Origin of the sequence: Mesorhizobium sp. M1D.F.Ca.ET.231.01.1.1, assembly GCF_003999155.2 — a bacterium.
In the GTDB taxonomy this organism is placed as follows: domain Bacteria; phylum Pseudomonadota; class Alphaproteobacteria; order Rhizobiales; family Rhizobiaceae; genus Mesorhizobium.
This window is the reverse complement of the sequence record NZ_RZOZ02000127.1, coordinates 1-352: the sequence shown is the minus strand read 5'-3', so window position 1 is coordinate 352 and position 352 is coordinate 1. Positions and strand designations below refer to the sequence as shown.

At 72.7% G+C, this 352-nt stretch carries 1 pseudogene; it reads right to left on the bottom strand.

Annotation, left to right across the window (positions count from 1 at the left end):
• A pseudogene (locus EN874_RS32610) lies at positions 1-352 on the bottom strand (chromosome segregation protein SMC); the annotation flags it as partial.

Sequence of the window (352 nt, the reverse complement as noted above, 5' to 3'; positions counted from 1 at the left end):
CTCGACGAAAGCCGCCGACGTCTCCTCGTGGCTGTCGACTATGCGGGCACGCGCCTCGTCCAGCGCGGCACGGCGGCTCGACAGTTCACCGCCGGCCTTTTCGGCCTCGGCCAGCGCATTGCGGGCGGCATCCAGCCGATGCTGGGCCTCGCGTCCGGCCTGGCGCGTGGTCCGCTCCGCTTCGCTTGCCTGGCGGAGGGCCTGCTCGGCCTGTGCCAGCGCCTCCTCGGCCTGGCGCAGGACGAGCGTCGCCTGCACCGCTTCGGCATCGAGTTCGGCAAGCCGGTTCTTCTGCGCCAGCCTTTGTGCCGCGGCGGTCGGTGCATCGGCGCTGGCGGTCAGGCCGTCCCAG